Source organism: Bacillus sp. FSL H8-0547, assembly GCA_038002745.1.
GTDB lineage: Bacteria > Bacillota > Bacilli > Bacillales > Bacillaceae > Bacillus_P.
This window is the reverse complement of the sequence record JBBODD010000001.1, coordinates 2956203-2981712: the sequence shown is the minus strand read 5'-3', so window position 1 is coordinate 2981712 and position 25510 is coordinate 2956203. Positions and strand designations below refer to the sequence as shown.

23 protein-coding genes and 1 pseudogene are annotated in these 25510 nt (G+C 45.9%); 6 read left to right on the top strand and 18 right to left on the bottom strand.

The window, feature by feature from the left end:
* The first annotated feature begins 48 nt into the window (after positions 1-48).
* Together MHB63_14655 and MHB63_14650 are read left to right on the top strand one after the other, a co-directional pair.
* Positions 49-237 carry a CsbD family protein gene (locus MHB63_14655; protein MEK3807759.1) on the top strand — a complete coding sequence of 63 codons (189 nt, stop codon included), beginning with the start codon at positions 49-51 and terminating at the stop codon, positions 235-237.
* 83 nt (positions 238-320) lie between these two features.
* Entirely contained in the window at positions 321-488 is a 168-nt protein-coding gene (locus MHB63_14650) for a hypothetical protein (GenBank protein MEK3807758.1), read from the top strand.
* Between the two features lie 38 nt (positions 489-526).
* On the opposite strand, the gene hemL is transcribed toward MHB63_14650, so the two are convergent.
* The 6 genes and pseudogenes from hemL to hemA form a co-directional block, all read right to left on the bottom strand.
* Entirely contained in the window at positions 527-1813 is a 1287-nt protein-coding gene (gene hemL / locus MHB63_14645; GenBank protein ID MEK3807757.1) for a glutamate-1-semialdehyde 2,1-aminomutase, read from the bottom strand.
* Positions 1814-1832: 19 nt separating this feature from the next.
* Positions 1833-2813 carry a porphobilinogen synthase gene (gene hemB, locus MHB63_14640; protein MEK3807756.1) on the bottom strand — a complete coding sequence of 327 codons (981 nt, stop codon included), beginning with the start codon at positions 2811-2813 and terminating at the stop codon, positions 1833-1835.
* Positions 2814-2816: 3 nt separating this feature from the next.
* Positions 2817-3599, bottom strand: a complete 783-nt coding sequence (locus tag MHB63_14635) for a uroporphyrinogen-III synthase (GenBank protein MEK3807755.1) — start codon at positions 3597-3599, stop codon at positions 2817-2819.
* A complete protein-coding gene (hemC, locus tag MHB63_14630) occupies positions 3599-4531 on the bottom strand; it encodes a hydroxymethylbilane synthase (protein MEK3807754.1) in 933 nt (310 codons plus the stop codon). The genes MHB63_14635 and hemC overlap by 1 nt, the downstream gene beginning before the upstream one ends.
* A gap of 32 nt (positions 4532-4563) precedes the next feature.
* A complete protein-coding gene (locus MHB63_14625) occupies positions 4564-5397 on the bottom strand; it encodes a cytochrome c biogenesis protein (GenBank protein ID MEK3807753.1) in 834 nt (277 codons plus the stop codon).
* A gap of 84 nt (positions 5398-5481) precedes the next feature.
* Positions 5482-6771, bottom strand: a pseudogene (hemA, locus tag MHB63_14620) (glutamyl-tRNA reductase).
* Between the two features lie 268 nt (positions 6772-7039).
* On the opposite strand from hemA, the gene MHB63_14615 reads away from it, so the two are divergent.
* From MHB63_14615 to MHB63_14605, 3 genes are all read left to right on the top strand, one after another.
* The gene (locus MHB63_14615) at positions 7040-7525 is read left to right on the top strand and encodes a DUF5668 domain-containing protein (protein MEK3807752.1); all 486 of its coding nucleotides are present in this window, start codon (positions 7040-7042) and stop codon (positions 7523-7525) included.
* A 667-nt stretch (positions 7526-8192) separates the two neighbouring features.
* Positions 8193-8450: a hypothetical protein gene (locus tag MHB63_14610; protein MEK3807751.1), complete on the top strand. Its 258-nt coding sequence runs from the start codon at positions 8193-8195 to the stop codon at positions 8448-8450.
* A 105-nt stretch (positions 8451-8555) separates the two neighbouring features.
* The gene (locus MHB63_14605) at positions 8556-8702 is read left to right on the top strand and encodes a hypothetical protein (GenBank protein MEK3807750.1); all 147 of its coding nucleotides are present in this window, start codon (positions 8556-8558) and stop codon (positions 8700-8702) included.
* 321 nt (positions 8703-9023) lie between these two features.
* On the opposite strand, the gene MHB63_14600 is transcribed toward MHB63_14605, so the two are convergent.
* Entirely contained in the window at positions 9024-9272 is a 249-nt protein-coding gene (locus MHB63_14600; GenBank protein MEK3807749.1) for a hypothetical protein, read from the bottom strand.
* Positions 9273-9354: 82 nt separating this feature from the next.
* On the opposite strand from MHB63_14600, the gene MHB63_14595 reads away from it, so the two are divergent.
* Positions 9355-9990, top strand: a complete 636-nt coding sequence (locus MHB63_14595) for a hypothetical protein (protein ID MEK3807748.1) — start codon at positions 9355-9357, stop codon at positions 9988-9990.
* A gap of 38 nt (positions 9991-10028) precedes the next feature.
* Here the strand turns inward: MHB63_14595 and yihA are convergent, their stop codons facing one another.
* The 11 genes from yihA to ilvC all read right to left on the bottom strand — a co-directional run bounded on the left by yihA (position 10029) and on the right by ilvC (position 25505).
* Complete coding sequence (yihA, locus tag MHB63_14590) at positions 10029-10616, bottom strand: ribosome biogenesis GTP-binding protein YihA/YsxC (GenBank protein MEK3807747.1); 588 nt, start codon at positions 10614-10616, stop codon at positions 10029-10031.
* The gene (gene lon, locus MHB63_14585) at positions 10613-12937 is read right to left on the bottom strand and encodes an endopeptidase La (GenBank protein ID MEK3807746.1); all 2325 of its coding nucleotides are present in this window, start codon (positions 12935-12937) and stop codon (positions 10613-10615) included. Before lon ends, yihA begins: the two co-directional genes overlap by 4 nt.
* A gap of 377 nt (positions 12938-13314) precedes the next feature.
* A complete protein-coding gene (lonB, locus tag MHB63_14580; GenBank protein ID MEK3807745.1) occupies positions 13315-14973 on the bottom strand; it encodes an ATP-dependent protease LonB in 1659 nt (552 codons plus the stop codon).
* A gap of 271 nt (positions 14974-15244) precedes the next feature.
* Positions 15245-16510 (bottom strand): ATP-dependent protease ATP-binding subunit ClpX, encoded by a 1266-nt coding sequence (gene clpX / locus MHB63_14575; protein ID MEK3807744.1) that lies wholly within the window; start codon positions 16508-16510, stop codon positions 15245-15247.
* Positions 16511-16959: 449 nt separating this feature from the next.
* On the bottom strand, positions 16960-18246 hold the full coding sequence (gene tig, locus MHB63_14570) for a trigger factor (protein MEK3807743.1): 1287 nt from the start codon (positions 18244-18246) through the stop codon (positions 16960-16962).
* Positions 18247-18488: 242 nt separating this feature from the next.
* Positions 18489-19496, bottom strand: coding sequence for a tetratricopeptide repeat protein (locus MHB63_14565; GenBank protein ID MEK3807742.1), 1008 nt, complete (start codon positions 19494-19496; stop codon positions 18489-18491).
* Positions 19497-19719: 223 nt separating this feature from the next.
* Positions 19720-20307, bottom strand: coding sequence for a 3-isopropylmalate dehydratase small subunit (gene leuD / locus MHB63_14560; GenBank protein ID MEK3807741.1), 588 nt, complete (start codon positions 20305-20307; stop codon positions 19720-19722).
* The gene (gene leuC / locus MHB63_14555; GenBank protein ID MEK3807740.1) at positions 20279-21718 is read right to left on the bottom strand and encodes a 3-isopropylmalate dehydratase large subunit; all 1440 of its coding nucleotides are present in this window, start codon (positions 21716-21718) and stop codon (positions 20279-20281) included. The genes leuD and leuC overlap by 29 nt, the downstream gene beginning before the upstream one ends.
* Positions 21719-21795: 77 nt before the next feature.
* Positions 21796-22908 carry a 3-isopropylmalate dehydrogenase gene (leuB, locus tag MHB63_14550; GenBank protein MEK3807739.1) on the bottom strand — a complete coding sequence of 371 codons (1113 nt, stop codon included), beginning with the start codon at positions 22906-22908 and terminating at the stop codon, positions 21796-21798.
* A gap of 43 nt (positions 22909-22951) precedes the next feature.
* Positions 22952-24496 (bottom strand): 2-isopropylmalate synthase, encoded by a 1545-nt coding sequence (locus MHB63_14545; protein MEK3807738.1) that lies wholly within the window; start codon positions 24494-24496, stop codon positions 22952-22954.
* Entirely contained in the window at positions 24483-25505 is a 1023-nt protein-coding gene (gene ilvC, locus MHB63_14540; protein MEK3807737.1) for a ketol-acid reductoisomerase, read from the bottom strand. Before ilvC ends, MHB63_14545 begins: the two co-directional genes overlap by 14 nt.
* Positions 25506-25510: the final 5 nt, after the last annotated feature.

The following is a 25510-nucleotide window of genomic DNA, read 5'->3' as shown; positions in this document are numbered from 1 at the left end:
GTAAATGCAGGGAACATGAAAGATACAAGAAGAAAGGAGTGTTTGATGATGTCAAAAGATCATGGCATGAGCGACAAAGTAAAAGGCAAGGTAAACCAGGCAAAAGGCGAAGTGAAAGATCAGGTGGGCAATGCAGCAAACAATCCTGAGCTTCAGCGTGAAGGAAAGAAAGACAAACTGAAAGGGAACCTTCAGGAAGGCGCCGGAAAAGCAAAAGAAGGTTCAGCTAAATACTGAGTACATAGAGAACCTGCCGTCTGCAGGTTCTCTTTTTTCGGCCCCATTTGCTATACTAGAAGAAAAACAATCAGGAGATTAGTATGAGACCCCTATTCTTTGTCATCATCGGCGCAATCTTTTTACTGCAGATACCGTTATGGATCACGATTGTATCTGATCTGCTTATGATTGCAGTCGCCACTATCGGACTGACCATTATCCTTGCCAGCAAATGGCTGAGCCGGAAATCAGGATATACGCCCAAATAATAAAACCCCTTGCAAATGACGCGCAGGGGGTTTTCACTTTATTTAAGGGCAGCGAATGCTTTCTCTGCCGCTGCAATCGTCTTTTCAAGATCCTCATCACTGTGGGCAGTGGAAAGGAACAGACCTTCGAACTGTGAAGGCGGCAGAAAGACACCTTCGTTTGCCATTTCGCGATAGAACTTTGAGAAGTACTCAAGATTGGATGTCTTCGCTTTTTCGAAATTGATGACGTTCTCGTCTGTAAAGAAAAAGCCAATCATTGATCCCGCGCGGTTCACTGTAATCGGAATGCCGTGTTTTTCAGCAGCCGCTGTTAATCCTTCTTCAAGGATGTCCGCTTTTCTGCCGAATTCTTTGTAGGTATCCGGAGTAAGCTGACTGAGCGTTGCATAGCCTGCTGTCATCGCAAGAGGGTTTCCGGACAGGGTGCCAGCCTGGTAAATCGGTCCGCTCGGCGCAACCTGTTTCATAATGTCGGCACGGCCGCCATATGCTCCGACAGGAAGTCCGCCGCCGATCACTTTCCCGAGGCATGTCAGGTCAGGCGTAACGCCGAAGTACCCTTGAGCACAGCCGTAATCAACCCGGAAGCCTGTCATCACTTCATCAAAGATAAGCAGTGAACCGTACTCCTGTGTGATGCTGCGCAGGCTTTCTAGGAAGCCTGGAAGCGGAGGGACAACGCCCATGTTTCCTGCAACCGGCTCCACAATCACACCGGCAATGTCATCACCGAACTGTTCAAAGGCGTATTTTACGCTTTCCATGTCATTGTACGGAACAGTAATCGTGTTTTTGGCTACTCCTTCGGGAACTCCCGGGCTGTCAGGCAGTCCAAGAGTTGCAACGCCTGAACCTGCTTTGATCAGCAGAGAATCCCCGTGGCCGTGATAGCAGCCTTCGAATTTCAAAATCTTATTTCTTCCGGTAAAACCGCGAGCGAGTCTCAGGGCACTCATCGTTGCTTCCGTTCCAGAGCTAACCATCCGGATAATTTCAATAGATGGCACGCGGTCAATCACAAGCTTTGCCAGCTCATTTTCAATCAGCGTCGGAGCTCCGAAGCTTGTACCGGATTCTGTCACCTTTTTGATGGCTTCAACAACCGCGTCATTTGTATGGCCCAAAATAAGCGGTCCCCATGAAAGCACATAATCAATATATTCATTTCCATCAATATCGTAAATTTTAGAGCCTTTTCCCCGCTCCATGAAAATTGGATCCATAGCGACGGATTTAAAGGCGCGAACAGGGCTGTTCACTCCGCCAGGCATCAGCCCTTGGGCTTCTTCGAAGGCCTTGCCTGATTTTTCATAACTGCGCATTTGACTTCTCCTCCTGCGATTAGTGTTGTTCCTTCAGCCAGCGTGCACAATCCTTGGCATGATACGTCAAAATCATATCAACGCCGGCGCGCTTCATGCTGATCATCATTTCCATCACGATTGCCTTTTCATCGACCCAGCCGTTTTGTGCGGCTGCCTTGATCATGGCATATTCGCCGCTTACGTTATAGGCAACAATCGGCACGTTAAAGTTGTTTTTCACATCGCGGATGATATCAAGGTAAGACAAGGCAGGTTTCACAATCAGGAAGTCTGCCCCTTCCATCATGTCCGATTCTGCTTCTCTGAGTGCTTCAAGACGGTTGGCAGGATCCATCTGATACGTTTTCCGGTCTCCGAACTGGGGAGTGCTGTGGGCAGCATCCCTGAAAGGTCCGTAAAAGGCGCTTGAGTATTTAATTCCGTATGACATAATCGGCACATCTTCAAATCCGGCTTCATCCAGGCCATGGCGGATAGCAGCCACAAACCCGTCCATCATGTTTGAAGGAGCGATGACATCAGCACCCGCTCTTGCCTGGCTGACCGCAGTGCGCGCCAGCAGATCAAGCGTCGGGTCATTGAGGATTTTTCCCTCTTTCACAATTCCGCAGTGGCCGTGGTCTGTATACTGGCAAAGACACGTGTCGGCAATCACAACAAGCTCAGGGAAATGTTCTTTAATCTGGGAGATCGCACGCTGAACGATGCCGTGGTCATGGTAAGCCTGTGTGCCAAGCTCATCCTTTTGATCAGGCACTCCAAAGACGATGACAGACTTGATTCCGAGATCGCTTACCTCCTGCATTTCTGCATTCAGGTAATCAAGCGAAATCTGCTCAACACCGGGCATGGATTTTACCTCATTGCGTTTTTGCTCGCCTTCTACAACGAAGATCGGATAAATAAAGTCTTCTGCGTGCAGATGTGTTTCGCGGACAAGTGATCTCATGCTGCCTGTGCTCCGCAGTCTGCGGTGTCTTGTAAATTGAATGTCCATAGCTTATTCCTTCCTTTCAGCATGTGTTTGGATACGGTCAATCATGGCATCGATGGTGTAGGGATCTGACACAATGCCGTCATAGCCGTACTTCTTAAGTGTTTTATGTGTAATCGGTCCAATGCTCACAAGCGTAACGCCCTCAAGCAGAGTATCCAGATTTTTGTTTTTCATGACCTTCATGAAGGCATCAACTGTGGATGAGGAGGTAAAGGTAATGTAATCGAGTTTTTGCTCCTGAAGCAGCTGCTCAATCCTGTTTCCATCCTCTATATTATGTATTGTTTCATATAGCGTAAGGTCTGTCACGGAGAAGCCCTTGAGAGTCAATTCTTTCATAAGAATTTCCCTGGCAAGATTCCCCCTGAAGAGATAAACATGCTGGTCATGCCTGATGCTCCCCGCGATTTCTTCCGCCAGCCTTTCTGCTACATACTCCTTCGGCATGATTCTGACTGTATAGCCCCTGTCTTCAATCAGCTGCCTTGTTTTCCGCCCCACGGCGGCAAACGTGCAATCAGACAGGAAATCAGAAGGGATGCCGTGTTCTTTCAGAAAATCAAAAAAGAAAAGCACGCCGTTCATGCTTGTAAAGACAAGGCAGTCATCCGCCTTTATCCCGCGGATTTCCTTTTTAAGATTATGTATATCCTTCGCTTTTTCAAAAGAAATCAGCGGAGCAGTAACAGGAACTCCGCCGGCTTTTTTAATTTTCGCTGCAAAAGTGGTTGCCTGCGTTTCTTCTCTCGTAATCAGAATGTTCTTTCCAGAGAGACCGCCGGCCATTAAAGGTCAAGCTCCTCTTTCACCTTGTCGATCAGCTGCTTTGCCCCCTGAGCTATCAGCCTTTCAGACACTTCTTTTCCCATGGCTACGGGATCTTTGCCTGTGATTCTTTCTTTATAGATCTCTTTTCCGTCAGGAGAGGCAATCAGTGCGGTAAGCGAAATTTCTTTGTCAAAAGCCACTTCTGCATACCCTGCAATCGGCACCTGGCATCCGCCCTCCATCACGTGAAGGAAGGTGCGCTCTGCCTGAACGGCAAGCTGTGTCGCTTCATCCGTAAAATGGGACAAAAGAGTAAGCAGCTCATGATCGTCTGCACGGCATTCGATGGAAAGCGCGCCCTGGCCGACTGCCGGAACGCAGTCTTTCGCATCAAGAAATTCTGTCACAACGTCCTGGCTCCAGCCCATTCTCGCAAGACCGGCTGCTGCAAGGATGATCGCATCATAATCTTCATGCTGAAGCTTTGCCAGGCGCGTGTCGATATTGCCTCTGATCCACTTGATATCAAGATCAGGCCTCATGGCAAGGAGCTGGGCGCTTCTTCTTAAACTGCTTGTTCCCACCACTGCACCTGCAGGGAGGTCAGCAAGACTGACGTGATTTTTAGAAATAAAAGCATCCCTTGCATCTTCACGGTGCGGAATGCAGCCGATTGTCAGCCCTTCCGGCAGTACAGCCGGCATATCCTTCATGCTGTGAACAGCCATATCAATCTCGCCGTCAAGCATGGCCTGTTCAATCTCTTTTACAAATAGGCCTTTTCCTCCCACTTTTGAGAGGGTGACATCAAGAATCTGATCGCCCTTTGTCACGATTTCCCGGACTTCAAAGTCAAAAGGCAGCCCGATTTTTTTCAGCTGGTCAATCACCCAATTCGTCTGGGTCAAAGCCAGTTTGCTTCGTCTGGATCCTACAATGATTTTGCGCATAATGAGTTCCTCCAACTAGGATGTATCTTGCATTAAGAGTCCCAAATATGAAACCTTGAAAGGCTTCCGAATAAAAAGAAATTAATTAATAAAATTAAAAAGGCTGCTGCGTTATAATAAGCCACCTGTTTTCCATGCCACTCCTTCACAATCCGGCTGTATAAATAATAGCCGTACACAAGGAGCATCATGAACGAACCGGTTACCTTCGCGTCGTACCAGTGGAAGTTCGGGATTTTCAGATAGGCCCAGATCGTTCCGAGAATTAAGCTCAGTAACAGCATCGGTACACCAATCACATTTAATACATATGACATGTGATCAAGCTTGGCCAGATCGTCAATCCGGATCAGCTGCTTTCCCCATTTTTTCTTCTTCAGCAAATTGTACTGAATCAAATACAAAATAGAAAAAACGAAAGACAGGGTAAAAGCCCCGTAAGACAGGATGGCCATTGTGATGTGGATAAACAAAAGCTCCGAAATCAGCTGTCCGGAAACCGCTGCCGATTCATATTGTGACGGCGCGAATGTGTGGATGCTCAGCATGATAAAACCGAGCACATTTGTAAAAAAGATAATAAAATCCGCTTTCAAAAAACGGTTTAAGACGACCGACAGCGTCACTAGCACCCACGAATAAAAATAAAGCCCTTCTGATATGTTCAGGACTGGAAATCTGCCGGTCTCAAACATTTGATAAAACAAAAAAATTGTTTGCAGCAGCCAAACAATAGAAAGCAACCAGAAGGCAATTTTGCTGGCCTTCCGGTTGTTATGAATAAAATCTATGAAAAAAAAGAGAACACTGAATGCATAAAGAATTATAATCAGTTCGTTTATTCTAGGTAAACTCATTTCTGGCATACATCAAATTCCTCTCACTTACGTTTGAAGTGAAGCTCTTGCCTGCCCAGGCACCGCCTGAGAGCTGCTTAAAGAAACCGAGTTTTCTCTGCGTTTTTGCTCTTCAACTGCTTCTTCAATATCAAAGATCTTCATGAAAAGCTCCAGATTCTGTTCTGCGTCCGACTCAGCAGCAAGCTCTTTCACCTTAAGAATCGGATCGCGGAGCATCTGGTTAATAATGCTTTTTGTGTGCTTGTTCAGAAGCTTCAGTTCACGGTCAGTCAGATTAGGCATTTTGCGCTCGAGGCTTTGCATCGTTTCAGCCTGAATGCCAAGCGCTTTTTCGCGAAGCGCCGAAATGACAGGAACAACTCCGAGTGTGCCGAGCCATTGCTTGAAGGCGACAATCTCTGCCTCTAGCATCAATCCGATTTCCTCCGCTGCTTTTTGGCGCTCCTGAAGGTTGGCGTCCACAATTCCCTGAAGATCGTCAATATCATACAGAAACACACTTTCAAGTTCATCAAGAGCAGGGTCAAGATCACGGGGAACCGCAATATCCACCATAAACAGCGGCTTGCCCTTTCTCATTTTTTCAGCAGGAGCCATCATCTCTTTTGTGATGACAAAATCACTTGAACCGGTTGAGCTGATCAGGATGTCCGCTTCGACCAGCGCGCACTGCAGTTCATTTATCCCTTTTGCATGGCCGCTGAATTTTCTGGCCAGAACCTCTGCTTTTTCAAACGTGCGGTTTACAACCGTCACTTTGCGCACTCCGCTGCCATGAAGGTTCTGTGCAGCAAGCTCGCCCATTTTGCCGGCACCGAGAATAAGGACGTGCTTGTTCGTCAGGTCGCCGAATATTTTCTTCGCAAGTTCAACAGCTGCATAGCTGACAGAAACTGCGTTAGCTCCGATATCAGTCTCAGAGTGTGCTTTTTTGGCAAGCGTCACTGCCTGTTTAAACAGATGGTTAAACACCGTTCCGATCGTACCTTCTGTTTGTCCGAGCATGAAGCTTGTACGCACCTGGCCGAGAATCTGTGTTTCTCCGAGAACCATTGAATCAAGGCCACATGAAACACTGAAAAGATGCTCAATGGCACCGTCGTTTTCGTACATGGTCAAAAAAGGAGAAAATGTGTCCTTATCAAGGCCGAACCACTCGGCTAAAAATGCTTTAATATAATAACGGCCAGTATGAAGCTGGTCCACAACTGTATAAATCTCTGTCCGGTTACAAGTCGAAACAATGATGTTTTCAAGAATGCTCTTCTGCTCTTTCAGTGCTTTCATAGCATCTCCGAGTTCATTCGGCTGAAAGGTCAGTTTTTCACGGATTTCGACAGGGGCAGTTTTATAATTTAAGCCTACAGCTAAGATATGCATAATGTCATACACCCCACATACAAGAATTCTACTACTATTATACCATGTCTCGATTTTTTCTCTTTTTACAAATGTGAACAGTTCTTGAAAGCTTGCCGGACTGTGATATCATACTAGATAAACAGCCGGCATGATTCCGCATGATGATGCGGTTTCGTGCTGATTTGTATTTTAAACTGCAAAAGCTGCAGCAAATTCGTCCACCTTGAACAATACCAAAAAAAGTGCTTACAATCAAGGTAATCGTCTTAATTAAGAGGTGACTGAAATGAAAAAATCGACAAACTTTTCTGCCTACGCCCTGCTTGCGATCGGTTTTTACTATGCGCTGGAAACCTTTCAGATCAAGCTATTTGACCAGCAGCAGTCATGGCAGACCCTGCTCATTCTTTTTGGGCTTGCTTTTCTGATCGGAGGCCATTTTGATCAGGATGAAAATGCCATACTTCCCGGCATCCTGCTTGGAGGACTCGGCGTGCATTTTCTTTGCTTCGGACAGTTCCCCGACTGGCCTGAACACGCGCCTGCCATCACTTTTATCATCGGACTCGGCATCATACTCCGGTCAGCCAAAACGAAAACAGGATCCGTACAAGGAATCATTCTACTCCTGCTCGCCGCATTTCTCCACTTTTTCGACTCGATCATAAACGGTCTCGGTTGGGTCGAGCAAGGCGTTCAGGTCGTCCAGAAATTCTGGCCTGTTCTGTTAATTCTTGGCGGTTTTTACTTATTGTTTCTTAAGAAGAAGTAAGTTATGTACGAAAAGCGGAATCGCCCGGTTAGCTCCGAAGGACAGAAAAGGATCCGACGAAAAAAGCCGGGTTTGCTTTTTACGACGGAGCCGTTCTGGCCGAGGAGTTGGGCGATGGAGCTGGACAACGAGAAAAGCGGAATCGCTTGTTTAGCTCCGCAGGACAAAAAACAAAACCATCCGTAAAGTCTTCAACTTGCTTTACTGGTGGTTTTTTTGTCATGGATGACTTTCCTTTATGCTCATTTGTAAATGCTGAAGGGTCATTAACTCCTTGCTTTTAACTCTTCAGGCTGATCCTCAAACGCTGAAGGGTCATTTCACTTTTGCTTTTAACCCTTCACGCTCATCCGCAAGCACTGAAAGGTCATTTCACTCCCGGTTTTAACCCTTCATGCTCTTCCGCAAGTACTGAACGGTCATTTCTCTCCTGCTTTTAACCCTTCACGCTCATCCGCAAGTACTGAAAGGTCATTTCTCTCCTGCTTTTAACCATTCACGCTCATCCGCAAGCGCTGAACGGTCATTAGCACCTTACTTTTAACCCTTTATCGAAAGGTCATTTACCACTTATATCGCTTCGCCCCTAACAATCCAGCCGCGTTTAACCAAACAAGTTCACACTACCCGCATCCAACACATATACTAACGTATTACAGCAGGAGAAATGGAGGATTGGATTGTGCCGGTATCTGTCGTATTCAATATGATCAATGTTGTAAGCATGGCTGCAAATTCCATCATTTCTTCGGGGCAGAACAGCCAGCCGGACTGGAATGCCCAGGGGAAATTCAACTCGGGAAACGGGAACTTCATCAATTCGGGTGCAATTGGCTGCACAAATATTATCAACGATCAGGATCTGGCCGATATGGCGATTGCCCAGCCTGAAAATATAAACCCTCAGCCGGTTTCACAGATTTAGATGAAGAGTTTATCTATACAGTTCACCAATATTAATGTGACCTCCCTGTCCGGAAATTCCGGAATTTTCACGGGGACGAATACTCAATATGACTGGACAGTGAGCATGAAGAGCAATTTTGGATTCGGGAAAATCATGGGTGCGAATAATCTGGCCGTAGATACGGTGAATATTATCCATGATGATGATTTTATGGATTCGGATTTCACTCAGAATCAGGGCTCCAATGATCAGCCTGTCTACCAAAGCTGACTGAAAACCACCGCAAACAGTGGTTTTCTTTTTGCTGCGGTCATACTTCATCAGAGATTCTATATACATGTAATAGGGGAAAATAGTGTGCAGAGTTTGAGAGAGGGGCTTGGAATTGGCAAATATCCATTTTCATTCAATAAATGTATACCAGATAAAGCATAGCTCCGGGATGTTTTATGGGGAGAACTTTCAGTACAAATGGACAAATCGATCCGGCGCCCATGAAGGATTTGGACGAGTACGCGGAAATTCCAATACGATTCACCATACAATCACATCGGCGAACGTTCAGAAAAAGAAAACAGACGGTGAACAGAATTAGGGTGCCACGCTTCCTTTGTCCGCCTGCTGAGACCCTTTTTCTTTTTTTACATGCTCATGCAGGACAAGATGTATCGAATGAGCGATTTCATTTTCATTGCCGGAGACTCTGCCGAAGCCGGAGTGGCTGCAGGCCGCAGTATTCCACTTGACCTGCCTGTTTCTGCCTATAAATACCCCAGAGTTATTTGCTATTTCAAGAACATTAAGGTCTGAAAAAGAAATTTTGGAGGATCTGATTTTCATTGCATCTGCCTCCATTCAAAATTCCGGTTTGCCTCCTATTCTATTCATCAATCGGGCGAACGTGCTAAAGGGGTGAAACGGTATGACGCTTGAGGAAAAGTCTTTCCTGACACTTCTTCGCAAAATGGAAAAAAGACTGCATGCATTAGAGGAAGCGGTTAACGCTCAAAATCAGAGCCGCCAAACCTTTCACATAGACCGGGTACAAACAATGAATGTCCATGAACTTGTTTACAGGCTTGAAAATGTAGATGTAAAACAAGTAAACGGAACAATGAATATAGGAAATACCTTTCTTTCAAAATCACGTCACAAGCCACAACGCGAAAAGGACATTTCCATTATCGTCAATGGCAAACACATTCCTTACGAAATAAACGAAAAGAAAAACAGCCCCACTCCGCCGGATCATAATCAGGCCCTGTCCTCATCTTTTAGAATCGGAGATATACACATCGGCACAGTGGAAGCTGCTTCAGCCGTGAACTTCGGCAATAACTTTCCTTCCAATTTCAAAAACAGCAGCAAGCTGAATCAGGGGTTCGGCAACATACTCGGAAATGGAAACGATATCCACGATATCTTTTCACATCAGGATGAACGGGATACGGTTAAAGTTTTTAGCGAAGGTCCTAATCAGCCTCTGCCCGAATGGCTGAAATCGCTTAAAGAGGTGCAGAATGAGGACACCGATGATGAGAAAGAGGAAGAACAATAAAAAAACCTGTGCAGATCGTTCTGCACAGGTTTTTGCATTTAAACGCCAGTGTACTGTCTGATGACAGCCCACGATTCTTCTTTGCCGAGCCCTGTTTCGGATGAGAAGCAGATCATCGGGTCTTCAGGGTCTTTGTTCAGCGTTTCTCTTACGACTTTCATGTGTTTTTGCCATTTGCCTTTAGGGATTTTATCTGCCTTTGTAGCAACGACCATAACAGGAATATCATAATGCTTTAAAAACTCATACATCATGACATCGTCTTTTGACGGTGCGTGGCGCAGATCGACAAGAAGGACGGCTGCACGAAGCTGTCTTCTTTTCGTAAAATACGTTTCGATCATTTTCCCCCAGGCTTCGCGCTCGGTTTTTGAAACCTTTGCATACCCGTAGCCAGGCACATCCACAAAATGCATGATTTCATTGATAATGTAGAAGTTCAGGGTCTGGGTTTTGCCGGGCTTTGATGATGTTCTGGCAAGGTTCTTCCTGTTAAGCAATTTGTTGATAAACGATGATTTTCCTACGTTTGAGCGTCCTGCCAGCGCAATTTCAGGCAAATCAAGATCAGGATACTGATCCGGCTTCACTGCACTGATGACAATCTCGGAACTTGTGACTTTCATTTATTCTCTCCCGTTAATGCATGCTGCAGCACTTCATCAAGATGTGATACAGGCACAAAAGTTAATTCACTCCGTACACTTTCCGGAATATCTTCAATATCCCGTTCGTTGTCTTTTGGCAGGATGATTTTCGTCAGGCCTGCACGGTGAGCGCTTAGTGTTTTTTCTTTTAACCCGCCAATCGGCAGCACTCTGCCTCTAAGGGTAATCTCCCCTGTCATGCCTACTTCTTTTCTGACCGGCCGTCCGGTAAGAGCTGAAATTAGGGCAGTTGCCATGGTAATCCCTGCAGATGGTCCATCCTTTGGCACAGCGCCCTCCGGCACATGAATATGAATATCATTTTTCTCGTGAAAATTCTCATCAATGTTCATTTCTTTAGCGCGCGAACGGATAAAGCTGAAGGCTGCCTGTGCAGATTCTTTCATGACGTCACCAAGTTTTCCGGTCAAAATCAGCTTTCCTTTTCCCGGGGAAAGCGACACTTCGATTGAAAGGGTATCTCCGCCGACAGTCGTATAGGCAAGGCCTGTCGCTACTCCGACCTGATCCTCAAGCTCTGCCTGTCCATACCTGAATTTATTCTTGCCAAGATAATCGGACAGGTTTTTGTCTGTGATGATCAATTTCTTTTTCTCTTCAGATACAATTTGCTTCGCAGCTTTTCTGCAGATCGATGCAAGCTGTCGTTCAAGGCTGCGGACTCCCGCCTCGCGTGTATGGTAGCGCACGATGTTCCGGATTGCAGACTCTCTTATTTGAAGGTGGGATTTTTTCAGCCCGTGATCCTTCAGCTGCTTTGGAAGCAGATGATCTTTGGCAATGTGAATTTTCTCAAGCTCTGTGTATCCGGCGATGGTGATAATCTCCATCCGGTCACGAAGCGGGCCCGGTATCGTGGCCAGATTATTGGCTGTTGCAATAAACATGACCTTTGACAGGTCATACGTCTCTTCAATGTAATGATCGCTGAACGTATGATTTTGTTCAGGGTCAAGCACTTCGAGCAGGGCTGAAGAAGGGTCCCCCCTGAAATCATTGGACATTTTATCGATTTCATCAAGCAAAAAGACCGGATTAATCGTTCCTGCTTTTTTCATGCCCTGAATAATGCGTCCCGGCATTGCCCCTACGTAGGTTCTGCGGTGTCCGCGAATTTCTGACTCATCCCTGACTCCTCCAAGGGAAATACGGACAAAATGCCGGTCAAGGGATTTTGCCACTGATTTTGCAAGGGACGTTTTCCCTACTCCGGGTGGTCCTGACAGACAAAGGATCGGGCCTTTAAGCGAATTGGTCAGTTTTTGGACGGCAAGATATTCAAGCACGCGGTCTTTTACTTTTTCAAGGCCGTAATGGTCCTCATCAAGAATTTTCTCGGCGCGCTTTAGATCAAGACGGTCTTCTGTCGCATTTGACCACGGCAGGGAAATAAGCCAGTCGAGGTAATTGCGAATGACCGAGCTCTCAGCAGAAGTTGAAGGTACTTTTTCATACCTCTCAAGCTCTTTAAGTGCTGTAAGCTTTACATGGTCAGGCATTCCCGCTTCCTCAATCCTGCTGCTCAAGATGTCCACTTCTCCGGTTTTGCCTTCTTTATCGCCAAGCTCTTTTTGGATGGCTTTCATTTGTTCGCGGAGATAGTATTCCTTTTGCGTCCGTTCCATTGATCTTTTAACACGCTGTCCGATTTTCTTTTCCAGCTGAAGAACTTCTTTTTCATTGTGAATAATCTCAATGACCTTGTTCAGCCGCTCTTTAATGTCCAGGGTTTCAAGCACTTCCTGCTTTTCTTTGAGCTTAAGCGGCAGGTGAGAAGCAATGATGTCAGCCATTCTTCCGGGTTCATCAATATCAGAAACGGTCGAGAGCGTTTCTCCGGAGATTTTTTTTGACAGCTTTATGTACTGATCAAAATGATCAAGCAGTGTTCTCATCAGCGCTTCATCTTCAGCATCCTTGCCGTCTCTTTCATCCAAAGGAAGAGCGCTTACCGAAAAATAGTCGCCTTCGTCTGTATATTTGGTCATTTCTCCGCGCTGCATGCCTTCGACCAGAACTCTGATTGTTCCATTTGGAAGCTTCAGCATCTGTTTTATTTTTGTGAGCGTACCTACTTTGAAGATATCCTCTTCAGCAGGTTCATCAATTGAAATATCCCGTTGTGTCGTTAAAAAGATTATGTGATCATCCATCATCGCTTTTTCCAGCGCCTGTACGGATTTTTCGCGTCCTACATCAAGGTGAAGTACCATTGTCGGGTACACTAACAATCCTCTAAGAGGTAGGAGGGGGACGATTTTCTCTTCTTTTTTCGCCAACTTTAAAAGCACCTCCATGACTAAGTATCAATCATTATAATATAAGAGCTTCATTCTTGTACAATCCTATTCTGCCGGCAGAGTCATCTGTAAAGCATATAGGTTTACCTTATGTAGTATACCCTTTCCGTGACCAGAAGACTAAAGAAATTACTTCTTAATCGCAAATTAGCGTAACTTCACATCGTACCCGTTCCCTTTCGCTCCAGTCACTTGCTTTCCGCGGGGAGTGCCTGAAGCTTCCTCGCTGCGCTTGCGGGATCTTCAGTGCCCTCTTCATCCCGCAGGAGTCAAGTGCCTTCCGCTGCAGTCCACTGGAATTTTATAGTGAACACGAAAATCCCGGCATATTTTTTCCATAAAAAAACCCCGAGATATTACCCGAGGTCCTGTTTTATAAGTGTAACCGGGGTTTCCTGCTCAGTAGGCGGGTTGACAAGCGCAAGGTCAAAGACTTCCTGCAAATGAGCGACCGGTATAATGCTGATGCCTTCAATGGTTTTTAAGATGGACTGCATGTTTTCAGCCGGAATAATCACGGTTTTTGCGCCTGCAAGCTTGGCTGCTTTAATCTTAGGCACCACTCCGCCTATCGGCTTTACGCTTCCGTGAATGCTGATTTCCCCTGTCATGGCTACTGTGTGATCGACCGGTATTTTATGAATGGCGGAGAAAATTCCCGTAGCCATTGCAATGCCGGCTGATGGTCCGTCAACAGGAATGCCGCCGGGGAAATTGACATGAATGTCATAGTCATTGGCGTTGATGCCCATTGAGCGAAGGACCGTTATGACATTTTCAATGGATCCCTTTGCCATACTTTTTCTTCTGACTGATTTTCCTCTGTCGCCGATGCTTTCTTCTTCAACAATGCCTGTTATGTTTATTGTGCCTTTATCTTTTGCATAAATAACGGTTACCTCGATTTCAAGCAGAGAGCCTGAATTTGGGCCGTGTACAGCAAGGCCGTTTACAAGACCGACCCTCGCGTCTTCATAGATTTTTTTATCATGACGCGGCGTCAGCTGGCTTGAACTGACAACCCATTCAATATCCTGCATGGTGATTTCGCTGCGGTCTTCCGTCATGGCCATCCCGGCTGCAATCTGCATCATATTGACAACTTCGCGCCCGTTCCGCACATAAGACGTCAACGTGGCAATGCTCTTGTCGCTGACGTTCATATTCACTTTTACTGCTGCTTTTTTGGCAACAACGGCCAGTTCCTCTGACTCCAAATCCCTGAAAAAGACCTCAAGACATCGTGAGCGGATGGCCGGAGGAATTTCGTTCGGTGTTCTTGTTGTCGCACCAATCAGCCGGAAATCAGCAGGCAGCCCATTTTGAAAAATGTCATGAATATGGTTTGGAATTTGTGTGTTTTCTTCACTGTAATAGGCACTCTCCAAAAAGACTTTCCTGTCTTCAAGCACCTTCAAAAGCTTGTTCATTTGAATTGGATGAAGCTCTCCAATTTCGTCAATGAACAGCACACCGCCATGTGCATTCGTGACGGCTCCCTGCTTCGGCTGGGGAATCCCTGCTTGTCCCATCGCTCCTGCTCCCTGATAAATAGGATCATGGACAGAACCGATCAAAGGATCTGCAATGCCCCTCTCATCAAATCTCGCCGTTGTGGCGTCCAGTTCAATAAATACGGCCGAAGGCTTAAACGGGGACTTGGCATTGCGTCTTGCCTCTTCTAGAACCAATCTCGCAGCTGCGGTTTTCCCCACTCCGGGCGGACCATATATAATCACGTGCTGCGGGTTGGGTCCGCAAAGGGCGGCTTTAAGGGCCTTAATGCCATCCTCCTGCCCCACGATATCTGTAAAGCTTTTAGGACGCACTCTCTCAGATAAAGGCTCTGATAACTTAATTGATCTCATTTTCTTCAGCTGTTCCATTTCTTTTCGTGATTCTCGGTCAATTGAAACTTTCTGCGTACGCTGATTTTTTAATAAGTTCCAAAAGTACAAGCCAATGATGACCCCGAAAAAAAGTTGTACAAACAAGGCAATGCCAGTCCAGCTCATAGTGGTCCCTCCTACTGCGATGTCATTTTATCCCGCATAAACGTGCAGTAATCACCCGCCGGCTTTCCTGTCCGCACATGCCCGGTCTGTTCCACTCGTCATCTATTGATGAAAGTTTCACTGTACAAGCTAGTATCTCCGAGGGGTAATTTTAATAAACGTAAATATGCCAACTATAATTGCGCCGTTTATGTATAAAACAAATGAAAACGAAAAAGGAAAAAACACCAAAAACCCCCGGAATCCAAATTCCAGGGGTGAAAAATAAAGGTTATGCAGATGTTTTCGTATCTTCTACGATCACTGTTCCATCTGTCAGCACAAGCTTCGGAGGAACTTTGTCTGTGACCGTTTCTGCCGTGATGACACACTTCGTAATATCGTCGCGGGACGGCAGCTCGAACATTACTTCAAGCATGATTCCCTCGATAATCGAACGGAGTCCGCGTGCGCCTGTTTTGCGTTCAATCGCCTTTTTGGATATTTCCATAAGGGCGTCGTCTTCAAATTCAAGCTCTACGCCGTCAAGATCCAGCATTTTTTGGTACTGCTTGACAAGCGCATTTTTAGGCTTCGTCAAAATTTCAACAAGGGCTTCTTCATCAAGCGGCTGAAGGCTTGCAATAACCGGCAGACGGCCAATGAACTCCGGAATAAGCCCGAAGCGGAGAAGATCCTCCGGAAGAACTTTAGAAAGCAGCATTTTTTGGTCCAGATCGTCATCCTTCTTATCGGAACCGAAGCCGATAACCTTTTGGCCAAGACGGCGTTTTACGATTTGCTCGATGCCGTCAAACGCTCCGCCGCAGATAAAGAGAATGTTTGTTGTATCAATCTGAATGAATTCCTGATGAGGGTGCTTGCGTCCGCCCTGCGGTGGAACACTCGCAACGGTTCCTTCAAGAATTTTAAGAAGGGCCTGCTGTACACCTTCACCTGACACATCGCGTGTGATGGACGGGTTTTCGGATTTGCGGGCCACTTTATCGATTTCATCGATATAGATGATCCCTTTTTCAGCCTTTTCTACATCATAATCAGCAGCCTGGATCAGTTTTAGAAGAATGTTTTCAACATCTTCCCCTACATAACCGGCTTCTGTGAGCGATGTTGCATCGGCAATGGCAAACGGTACATTCAGGATGCGCGCCAGAGTCTGGGCAAGAAGGGTTTTACCGCTTCCTGTAGGCCCGATCATGGCGATGTTGCTTTTTGAAAGCTCAACTTCATCAATTTTGCTGTTGGAGTTGATGCGTTTATAGTGGTTATAAACCGCAACTGCCAGGCTTTTCTTCGCCTGTTCCTGACCGATAACATATTCGTCAAGAATTTCACGAATCTCCTTCGGCTTTGGAACATCCTTAAATTCTACTTCTTCCTCTGTTCCAAGTTCCTCTTCAACGATCTCTGTGCACAGCTCTATGCACTCGTCACATATATAGACACCCGGTCCAGCAACTAATTTACGGACTTGGTCTTGTGTTTTACCGCAAAACGAACACTTAAGCTGACCTTTTTCGTCGTTAAATTTAAACATGTCTTCACCCCTTATTTCTTTGTATCATCAGCGGGCCACACCTTTATCGGCCGGGACTGGCAGCTTCATTCATGCTTATCCTCAGGCAGAAAGGAAATGGGGATGACGATTGCGCAACTGACTTGCCGCAAGAAGCGGAAAAAGTCTGAAAAAATTGGTATGTATTGCATTGTACCATAAGTATGTAGACTACTGGAAATAAAACAGCTTTACCTAAAAGAGGAGTATATTATAGTATTCGCTCTTCCCGGCCAAAATCCTTGCTGGGGTAAAAAATGAGTTCATTTCTTACCTCTATATGTATGTAGCATGCAGTAATTATATAGTACCCAAAGAGCGGAAAAATAAATCCGGCCGAGCACATCGATTTGCGCTGCAGGGCCTCATAGCTCTTTATTTTGCAAAACAAGGCACGAATGAACTCGCGCCTTGTTTCTTTTTTATCATTATTAAGCTGCTTCTTTGCTGTTTTCAACAAGGAAGTCGATTGCTTTGCGTACTTTAAGATCTTCTTTCAGTCCTTCAAGAGATCCAAGAGCCTGCTTGATGTTTTCAACCGGCATGTTGTACATTTCTGCCATCTTAGCAATTTCAGCTTCCACTTCTTCATCAGTAGCTTCGATGTTTTCAGCTTTTGCGATTGCTTCAAGAGTCAGATTGTACTTCACGCGTTTAGATGCATCTTCTTTCATTTGTTCTTTAAGTGCATCCTCATCCTGGCCTGAGAACTGGAAGTAAAGTTCAAGGTTCATGCCCTGAGCTTGAAGACGCTGTTCAAACTCCTGCATCATGCGGTTTACTTCATTGTCGATCAGCACTTGAGGAATGTCAACTTCTGCATTGTCAGAAGCTTTGTCAACAAGTGTGTCGCGAAGTGTATTTTCAGCTTCTGCTTTTTTAGCTTCTTCTAGGCGTGTTCTTGTTTTAGCTTTAAGAGCTTCAAGGCTTTCAACTTCTTCGTCCACATCTTTAGCGAACTCATCGTCAAGAGCAGGAAGTTCTTTCGCTTTGATTTCGTGAAGCTTCACTTTGAATGTTGCAGGCTTTCCTGCAAGGTTTTCAGCGTGATATTCTTCAGGGAATGTTACTTCAACATCCTTTTCGCCGCCAGCTTCCAAACCTACAAGCTGATCTTCAAAGCCAGGGATGAATGAACCTGAGCCGATTTCAAGCGTGTAGTTTTCAGCAGTGCCGCCTTCGAATGCTTCGCCGTCAGCGAATCCTTCGAAATCAATAACAACTGTGTCGCCGTTTTCAACAGTGCCTTCTTCTTTCACAACTAGCTCTGCGTGACGCTCTTGAAGTGTTTTAAGTTCTGCATCAACATCTTCATCAGATACAGATGCGTCCATTTTTTCAACTTCAAGGCCTTTGTATTCGCCAAGTTTTACTTCAGGCTTTACAACAACTTTAGCAGTGAAAATAAGGTTTTTGCCTTTTTCGATTTGCTCAACGTCGATTTCCGGACGGTCGATTGGGTCGATTCCAGCTTCTTCAACCGCTTGAGGATAAACCTCAGGAAGAAGGATGTCAAGCGCATCCTGGTAAAGTGATTCAATGCCAAAGCGCTGTTCAAACATTGCGCGAGGCACTTTTCCTTTACGGAATCCAGGTATATTTACTTGCTTTGATACTTTTTTGAATGCTTCGTCAAGGGCTTTGCCGAACTTTTCAGCTTCAACTTCTACTGTAAGAACGCCTTGGTTGCCCTCAAGCTTTTCCCATTTTGCAGACATTAGTTTCCCTCCAAAAAATCTATTTGAAATAGTGACATAATCTAGGTTAGGTTTTGACAGAGGATACCTGTCCATTGTTGACAAACAGATTCTCCGCTATACCCCTATGTAGATGACTTACTAAATCGTCCAGTGTATGGCTGATGTCTGCACGCACAGGGATCTGTTCCCTCATGTACGGCTGATCATCAATTTACAACCATTTCATTATAACATAGAAAAAATTCCTTTCAACATATACGTTAGATTTGCAAATAAGAAATTTCTTCTATCTCGTAAATTTTTTTCACAGCCTGAACAAGCTCATCCTGCGCGATATCATATGAATCACATACCTCTTCTGCAGGTGCCGAGATCCCGTGCATCTCATAGCCTGTATAATGAAGGGCTGCGGCCCAGAGCCTTGCTTCTGACGGTTCGGGCAAAAATGGAAACAGCACATACAGGTGCCTGATCCAGATTTCTTTCACCGCTTCATACAGCGACGGGTTTTCCTGTCCGAGGATGTCATCGAGGGCATTCAGCACTTTTTTCGTAAAAGGCATCTCGGATAAGTCCTCGAGCTCTGACGGAACAACCGCCATCATGTGGCCGAATTTTGCAACTTTCACTTCTTTTGCTGTCTCATTTTCCATGAGGAGATGGAGGATCATGGACTGTACGACAGGATGGCTTTCAGGATTCTTCAGAATCGTCTGCAGCTTCTGAATATGCCTTGATACATTCCGGTCCTTCAGTGACTGCACATAAGCTACCTGCTGATTAATCGTATCAAGAAGCAGTTTAGGTTCACCGGGTTCGCCTTCATCATCATCCTCTTCAAAAATGGAACCTTCGTCTTCATTCATTTTCCTGCTGAAATCAAGAAGCTTGTAAAAATGCTCCGCCTGATCATGGGGAAGATGATTCTCCTGAAGGACAGCCTCGATTGTCTGCTGCACTTCTTCGTACTGTCTCAGCTGAATTAAGATGGTCAAGTAGACCTGCAGGACCGTAAAATAGTCCCCGATATCTTCATGAAGCATTTTTTTGCAGACCGTCTTTGCTTCTTCCAAATCGCCAAGCTCCATCAGACAGAGCGCAATGCCAAGATGAATTTCCGCTCTGTCCTCGCCAAGCTCAAGCACTTCATAAAAGAGAGGCAGCGCCTCTTTGAACTGTTTATTTTTTAAAGCGTCCAGTCCTTTATCAACCAAGCGCTCACTTAAGTTAGGGAATGGAATGACTTTTCTCTGTTTCTTCTCGCTCATTCAATCATCTCCGCTGTGCATTTGCCTTCAAGTGTACCAATGGAATATAAAGAACACAAGAAAAGCATAGCCGACCGTTTAGCCCTGACAGGCAGAAAAGAAATCACCGGAAAAGTCCGGGCTTGACTTTTTCGGTGATTTTGTTCTGACGGAAGGGCTGGGAGGCGGAGCTGGACAAGATTCAAAGTCAAATTTTTATATATCTTCAAAAAAAAAGCCTGGATTATCTTAACCAGGCTTTTCTTGTGTTTTCGTAATTTGAAATCTGCTCTTCATACATAAAGGTGAGGGAAATTTCATCATGGCCGTTTAAAAGCATGTCCTTCCAGTATGGATCAATGTCAAAATGGCAAAGAACGTCTTCACCTTCTCGGATTTCCTGCTTTTCCAGATCGACCGTACACTCGAAGGCTCCCTTTTCAACCAGCTGCTGATGAATCTTTTCTTCTATTTTAATAGGAAGAAGACCGTTCTTCAGACAGTTCTGATGGAAAATGTCGGCGAATGAAGGCGCAATAATCACTCTGAAGCCGAAGTCTGAAAGCGCCCACGGAGCATGCTCTCTTGAAGATCCGCATCCGAAGTTCTCCCCTGCAATCAGAACGCTTGCCCCCTTTGCCTCAGGCTTGTTTAATTCAAATTCAGGATTTTCGGTATGATCGCTTGTATAGCGCCAGTCAAAAAATGCGAAGCGTCCGTATCCAGTGCGTTCAATTCGTTTCAGAAACTGTTTGGGGATGATCTGATCGGTGTCCACATTTGATCTGTTCAGTACCGCCGTTTTACCCTTGTGCACTTGAAATGCTTCCACTTGCAGCCCCTCCTATCCATTCTCTTACATCAACAAATTTCCCGTTAAGCGCGGCTGCTGCAGCCATTGCAGGACTGACAAGGTGCGTTCTTGCCCCTTTTCCCTGACGGCCTTCAAAGTTCCGGTTGGAGGTAGAAGCACAGCGCTTTCCTTCCGGCACGACATCATCATTCATGCTCAGGCACATACTGCACCCTGATTCCCGCCACTCAAAGCCTGCTTCTTTAAAAGTATGGTGAAGCCCTTCAGCTTCCGCCTGGAGCTTTACATTTTGAGAACCGGGAACTACGATTGCCCTTACGGAAGGTTTCACTTTATGGCCTCTGATTACTTCTGCCGCCTGACGCAGGTCTGTGAGTCTTGAGTTTGTGCAGGAGCCAATAAAGACATAGTCTACTTCTATCTCTTTTATAGCTGTATCCGGCTCTAGGCCCATATAGAAATAGGCCCGCTCTGCCTCCTGTTTTTCCTCCTGTTTTGAGAACGTGCCTGTGTTCGGCACTCTCTCATCTATCGACACAGCCATTCCGGGATTTGTTCCCCATGTGACCATCGGGGCAATGTCAGATGCCAAAACGATAATCTGATCATCATATTCCGCACCCGGGTCACTGTGGAGTGTGCGCCAGTATGCAACAGCTTCTTCAAATTCCTCTCCCTTTGGAGCGTAAGTTCTTCCCTCAATATACTTGAACGTTGTTTCATCAGGTGCAATCAGTCCAGCTCTGGCGCCGGCTTCAATTGACATGTTGCAGACCGTCATTCTCTCATCCATCGACATATTTTCAATGGCTTCACCTGTAAATTCGATCACATACCCTGTGCCGAATCTCACTCCGAAGGAACCGATAATGGAGAGAATGACATCTTTAGCCGTCACGCCTTTTTTCAGGGATCCCTTTATGTGAACATTTAATGTTTTCGGCTTCTGCTGCCAAAGCGTTTGAGTGGCCAGGACATGTTCCACTTCACTCGTTCCAATGCCGAATGCAAGAGCTCCGAAAGCTCCGTGTGTTGATGTATGGCTGTCCCCGCATACGATGGTTTTGCCGGGCAGAGTCAGGCCAAGCTCTGGTCCGATGACGTGAACAATTCCCTGATCTGAGCTGTTAAGATCAGCAAGCCTGATGCCGAATTCTCTGCAGTTTGTTTCAAGGGCGCTCACCTGAAGCCGCGCTGTTTCGTCTTTTATTTCAAACCTGTTGACGGTTGGAATGTTATGATCCATTGTAGCAAAGGTGTTTTCAGGCTTTCTCACCTTTCTCCCGTTTTGTCTTAAGCCTTCAAACGCCTGGGGAGACGTTACTTCATGAATCAGGTGCAAATCAATATATAATAGATCAGGCTGATGATCTTTTCTGTATACTACGTGATCATCCCAAATTTTTTCGACGATTGTTCTTGCTTTCAAGACTGATACCTCCCTGCACGTATTTATATAGAAGGAAAAGAGGGGCGCTTTTCATCGAAATGAAAAGCGCCGTTTTTTTATGCGTAAGCTTCCATAATGTTAAAGATGGCGTGGTCGTCCGCCAAAGCAGCTTTCACTTCTTCAACCAGAGCCGTTGTAGTCAGAGGAGCTTCTCCTTTTTTCGCAAGGTCTGCTGTGCGCTTGCCTGAATCAAGCACGTGTTTTACGGCATTTTCAACGGCTTCTGCCTCTTCATTCATGCCAAAGGAGTGTCTGAGCATCATCGCGGCTGATAAAATCATGGCCACCGGATTTGCTTTATCTTCTCCTGCAATGTCAGGTGCAGAACCATGGACCGGTTCATACAGATGAAGGCCTGATGAGCTTAAGCTCGCGGATGGCAGCATGCCGAGCGAGCCCGTCAGCATCGAAGCTTCGTCACTTAAAATGTCGCCGAACATGTTCTCTGTTACGATGACATCAAACTGTTTAGGATTATGAATGAGGGCCATGGCTGCATGATCGACAAGCATGTGCTGCAGTTCAACATCAGGATACCTTGCAGCTACCTCTTCAGCGACTTCCCTCCACATTCGGCTCGATTCTAAAACATTGGCCTTATCAACTGACGTCACCTTTTTCTGCCTGCCCCGGGCAAGCTCAAATGCCTGTTCAATGATCCGCACCATCTCATCACGCTTATAAAAAAGGGTATCAACAACCGTCTCTTCACCGCCATCAACCTTGCGCTCGCTCGGTTTTCCAAAGTAAAGACCGCCCGTAAGCTCCCTTACAATCATGAAGTCGACGCCTTCCACAAACTCCCGCTTCAAAGGGGAAGAATCAAGGAGGCTTTCTACTGTCTCCACAGGACGGAGATTCGCATACAGATCAAGCTCCTTCCTGAGAGCCAGAAGCCCCCTTTCAGGCCTTAAATGCGAAGGATTCTGATCCCATTTCGGACCTCCTACAGATCCAAGCAGAACTGCGTCCGCCTCTTTGCACATGTTGAGCGTTTGTTCAGGAAGCGGAGAATTGGTTTCATCAATTGCCGCCCCGCCGATCAGTCCATACTGAAAGTGAAAACGATGGTAGTAATGCTCTTCAATGGCCTTCAGAATCTCTACAGCACCGTTCATCACTTCTAATCCGATGCCGTCTCCCGGCAATAATGCAATTTTCTTCTCCATTTTTTCTGCCTCCTTCATGATTTTTAATCTGGTTTTTCTTCTATTAGACAGTCGCTTTTAATTGTTCCTGAGCCTGTGCATTCAGAATGAGAATCCGGTTTACAGCGTTCAAGTAGGCTTTTGCTGATGCCTCAAGAACATCCTGCGCCATTCCCCTTCCGCTTGATTCCACTCCGCCAACGGTAACTCTGACAAAAACCTGGGCAAGAGCATCCCGGCCGCTCGAATTTGATTGGATCCGGTAGTCTAGAAGCTTGATCGTAAAGCCGGTGCAGCGCTCAAGCGTATTGTAAATCGCCTCTACGCTTCCTCCTCCGGTAGCAGCCTCCTGTACAAGGACCTGCTCCTGGTTTTTGAGAGTCACAGTGGCAGTCGGCACTTGTGAGGTTCCGTACTGAACCTGAAGGGATACAAGTTCAAACATATCCTCGCTCTTTTCCACTTTTTCCTCGATGACAAGTGCTGCAATATCCTCATCCGTGAATTCTTTCTTTCTCTCAGAAAGGGTTTTGAATGTTTTAAAGATTTTATGTGTCTCTTCTTCTGTTACATTGAAGCCAAGCTCAGCCACTTTGCTCTTGAAGGCGTGGCGGCCTGAATGTTTGCCGAGTACCATCGCATTTGATCCGACCCCTACGAGTTCAGGAGAAATAATTTCATAGGTTGTTTTTTCTTTCAGGACCCCGTCCTGGTGAATACCGGATTCGTGCGCGAATGCATTTTTCCCGACGACCGCTTTGTTTGGAGGGATCATCATGCCGGTCAATTTGCTGACCAGGTCACTCGTTTTTTTGATTTCATCAAGCTTCATGTTTGTTTTGGCGCCAAAATAATCTGAACGGATGTGAAGAGCAACGCCGATTTCTTCAAGTGAAGCATTTCCTGCCCGCTCTCCGATTCCGTTGATCGTTCCTTCGATCTGTCCCGCCCCGTTTTCGATGGCGGCAAGCGAGTTGGCTGTTGCCATTCCAAGGTCATCGTGGCAATGAGCGGAAAGAATAACATTTTCTATGCCATTTACATTAGATTTTAAGTACTGAAAGATTTCCCCGTATTCTTTCGGGTTAATATAGCCTACCGTGTCTGGAATGTTAATGACATTTGCGCCCGCTGCGATGACCCGCTCTACAATTTTGGCCAGAAACGGCAATTCGCTTCTGCAGGCATCCTCTGCAGACCACTGAATAAGCGGAAAGAATTTAGATGCGTATTTAACTGATTCAACTGCTGTCTCAATGACCTGGTCGGGAGTCTGTTTCAATTTGTATTGCATGTGAATCGGCGATGTTGCCAAAAACACATGCAGCCTTGGATGCGCCCCGTCCTTCAAAGCTTCCCACGCAGCATCAATATCTGTTTTGACCGAACGCGCAAGACCTGTAACGGAGCAGTTTTTAATCGTTCTTGCAATCTCCTGCACTGCTGAAAAATCACCCTTTGAGGAAGCCGGGAAACCGGCCTCCATAATATCAACGCCAAGACGTTCAAGCTGAAGGGCAATCTGCAGTTTTTCCTTTGCGTTCAAGTTCACTCCGGCTGATTGTTCCCCGTCTCTCAGTGTTGTATCAAAAAGGTTAATTTTTCGCACTGGCGACCACTTCTTTCCGTTTAGGTTTTACAAACGGCATCATTTCGCGCAGCTTTCTGCCGACTGTTTCAATCTGATGCTCGCTTTCTCTGTTGTTGATCGCATTGAACTGCGGGCGGTTGACCTGATTTTCTATGATCCAGTCTTTAGCAAATTTTCCTGATTGAATATCATTAAGCACTTCTTTCATGGATTCTTTTACTCTTGCATCTACTACTCTAGGTCCTGACACAAAGTCTCCCCACTGGGCTGTATCAGAGATGGAGTATCTCATGCCCGCCATTCCGTCTTCATACATAAGGTCTACGATGAGCTTAAGTTCGTGCAGACATTCGAAGTAGGCAAGTTCCGGCTGATATCCCGCTTCCACCAGTGTTTCAAATCCAGCTTTCACAAGGGATGTGAGTCCCCCGCACAGAACAGCCTGTTCTCCAAATAGATCTGTTTCGGTTTCTTCTTTAAATGTTGTTTCAAGAACTCCCGCACGCGCTCCTCCGATTGCTTTTGCGTATGCCAGAGCAAGATCTTTCGCCTGGCCTGTTACATCCTGATAGACCGCAAACAATGCTGGAACACCGGCACCGTCTTCAAAGGTTCTTCTTACAAGGTGACCCGGACCTTTAGGAGCTACGAGGAATACGTCAACAAATTCCGGAGGAACGATCTGATTAAAGTGAACATTAAATCCGTGTGCAAAAACTAACGCATTTCCCGGCTGAAGCTGATCTTTGATTTCTTCTTCATATACTTTCTGCTGCTGCTCATCCGGCAGAAGCACCATCACGACATCAGCCTGTGCTGCAGCTTCTTTAACGGTTGTTACCTCCACTCCGTCTGATGCTGCTTTATTAAAGGAATTTCCTTTGCGGACGCCTACTACAACATCTGCTCCGCTGTCCTTTAAGTTCAGTGCATGTGCATGGCCCTGTGAGCCGTAGCCGATTACTGCGATCTTTTTGCCTGATAGTACTTCCTCATTTACATCACCGTTATAATAAACTTTTACCATGTTCA

Excerpts from the sequence above, each read along its gene's own strand:
- yihA (MEK3807747.1), bottom strand. The coding sequence starts at position 10,616 with ATGAAAGTCACAAGTTCCGAGATTGTCATCAGTGCAGTGAAGCCGGAT.
- MHB63_14615 (MEK3807752.1), top strand. The coding sequence starts at position 7,040 with ATGAAAAAATCGACAAACTTTTCTGCCTACGCCCTGCTTGCGATCGGT.
- MHB63_14625 (MEK3807753.1), bottom strand. The coding sequence starts at position 5,397 with ATGCCAGAAATGAGTTTACCTAGAATAAACGAACTGATTATAATTCTT.
- MHB63_14605 (MEK3807750.1), top strand. The coding sequence starts at position 8,556 with ATGAAGAGCAATTTTGGATTCGGGAAAATCATGGGTGCGAATAATCTG.
- MHB63_14595 (MEK3807748.1), top strand. The coding sequence starts at position 9,355 with ATGACGCTTGAGGAAAAGTCTTTCCTGACACTTCTTCGCAAAATGGAA.
- leuB (MEK3807739.1), bottom strand. The coding sequence starts at position 22,908 with ATGGAGAAGAAAATTGCATTATTGCCGGGAGACGGCATCGGATTAGAA.
- ilvC (MEK3807737.1), bottom strand. The coding sequence starts at position 25,505 with ATGGTAAAAGTTTATTATAACGGTGATGTAAATGAGGAAGTACTATCA.
- MHB63_14655 (MEK3807759.1), top strand. The coding sequence starts at position 49 with ATGTCAAAAGATCATGGCATGAGCGACAAAGTAAAAGGCAAGGTAAAC.
- MHB63_14600 (MEK3807749.1), bottom strand. The coding sequence starts at position 9,272 with ATGAAAATCAGATCCTCCAAAATTTCTTTTTCAGACCTTAATGTTCTT.
- MHB63_14565 (MEK3807742.1), bottom strand. The coding sequence starts at position 19,496 with ATGAGCGAGAAGAAACAGAGAAAAGTCATTCCATTCCCTAACTTAAGT.
- lonB (MEK3807745.1), bottom strand. The coding sequence starts at position 14,973 with ATGAGCTGGACTGGCATTGCCTTGTTTGTACAACTTTTTTTCGGGGTC.
- tig (MEK3807743.1), bottom strand. The coding sequence starts at position 18,246 with ATGTCTGCAAAATGGGAAAAGCTTGAGGGCAACCAAGGCGTTCTTACA.
- hemB (MEK3807756.1), bottom strand. The coding sequence starts at position 2,813 with ATGGACATTCAATTTACAAGACACCGCAGACTGCGGAGCACAGGCAGC.
- MHB63_14610 (MEK3807751.1), top strand. The coding sequence starts at position 8,193 with ATGGAGGATTGGATTGTGCCGGTATCTGTCGTATTCAATATGATCAAT.
- hemL (MEK3807757.1), bottom strand. The coding sequence starts at position 1,813 with ATGCGCAGTTATGAAAAATCAGGCAAGGCCTTCGAAGAAGCCCAAGGG.
- MHB63_14650 (MEK3807758.1), top strand. The coding sequence starts at position 321 with ATGAGACCCCTATTCTTTGTCATCATCGGCGCAATCTTTTTACTGCAG.
- hemC (MEK3807754.1), bottom strand. The coding sequence starts at position 4,531 with ATGCGCAAAATCATTGTAGGATCCAGACGAAGCAAACTGGCTTTGACC.
- MHB63_14635 (MEK3807755.1), bottom strand. The coding sequence starts at position 3,599 with ATGGCCGGCGGTCTCTCTGGAAAGAACATTCTGATTACGAGAGAAGAA.
- clpX (MEK3807744.1), bottom strand. The coding sequence starts at position 16,510 with ATGTTTAAATTTAACGACGAAAAAGGTCAGCTTAAGTGTTCGTTTTGC.